At 63.4% G+C, this 511-nt stretch carries 1 protein-coding gene; it reads right to left on the reverse strand.

From position 1 onward, the window contains the following. Nucleotides 1-511 (reverse strand): transposase (locus M5B99_RS29770; protein WP_248807477.1); only part of this gene is annotated, 511 nt, incomplete at both ends.

Genomic DNA, 511 nt, shown 5'->3' on the forward strand with positions numbered 1-511 from the left:
CAGCATCGCCCCGACCAGCCGGGTGATCGCCGGGTCGTTTGGGAAGATCCCTACGACTTCGGTTCGGCGCTTGATCTCGGCGTTGAGCCGTTCCAGCGGGTTGGTGCTGTGCAGCTGCTGCCGGTGTGCCTTGGGGAAAGCCATGTGGGCCAGCACTTCATCCTCGCAGCCGTCCATGAGCACGGCGATCTTGGGGTACTTTTCCCGTAACTGATCCGCTACCAGGCGCCATTGCTGATGGCATTCTGTTCGGCTGTCCTGGGCGAACACCGTGCGCAGCAAGGCCGCCACCATCGTGCGCTGGCCCTTGCCGACATGGGCCATGGCGTTGCGCATGAAGTGTACCCGGCAGCGCTGCCAGGTCGCGTGGAAGACTTTGGAAACGGCAGCCTTGAGCCCTTCGTGGGCATCAGAGATCACCAGCTTTACACCGCGCAAGCCACGTCGCATCAGGCTTCGCAGGAAGTCCGTCCAGAACGGCTCTGCTTCCGAGGGACCGACGCGCATGCCG

Source organism: Pseudomonas sp. MWU13-2100, from assembly GCF_023242365.1.
GTDB lineage: Bacteria > Pseudomonadota > Gammaproteobacteria > Pseudomonadales > Pseudomonadaceae > Aquipseudomonas.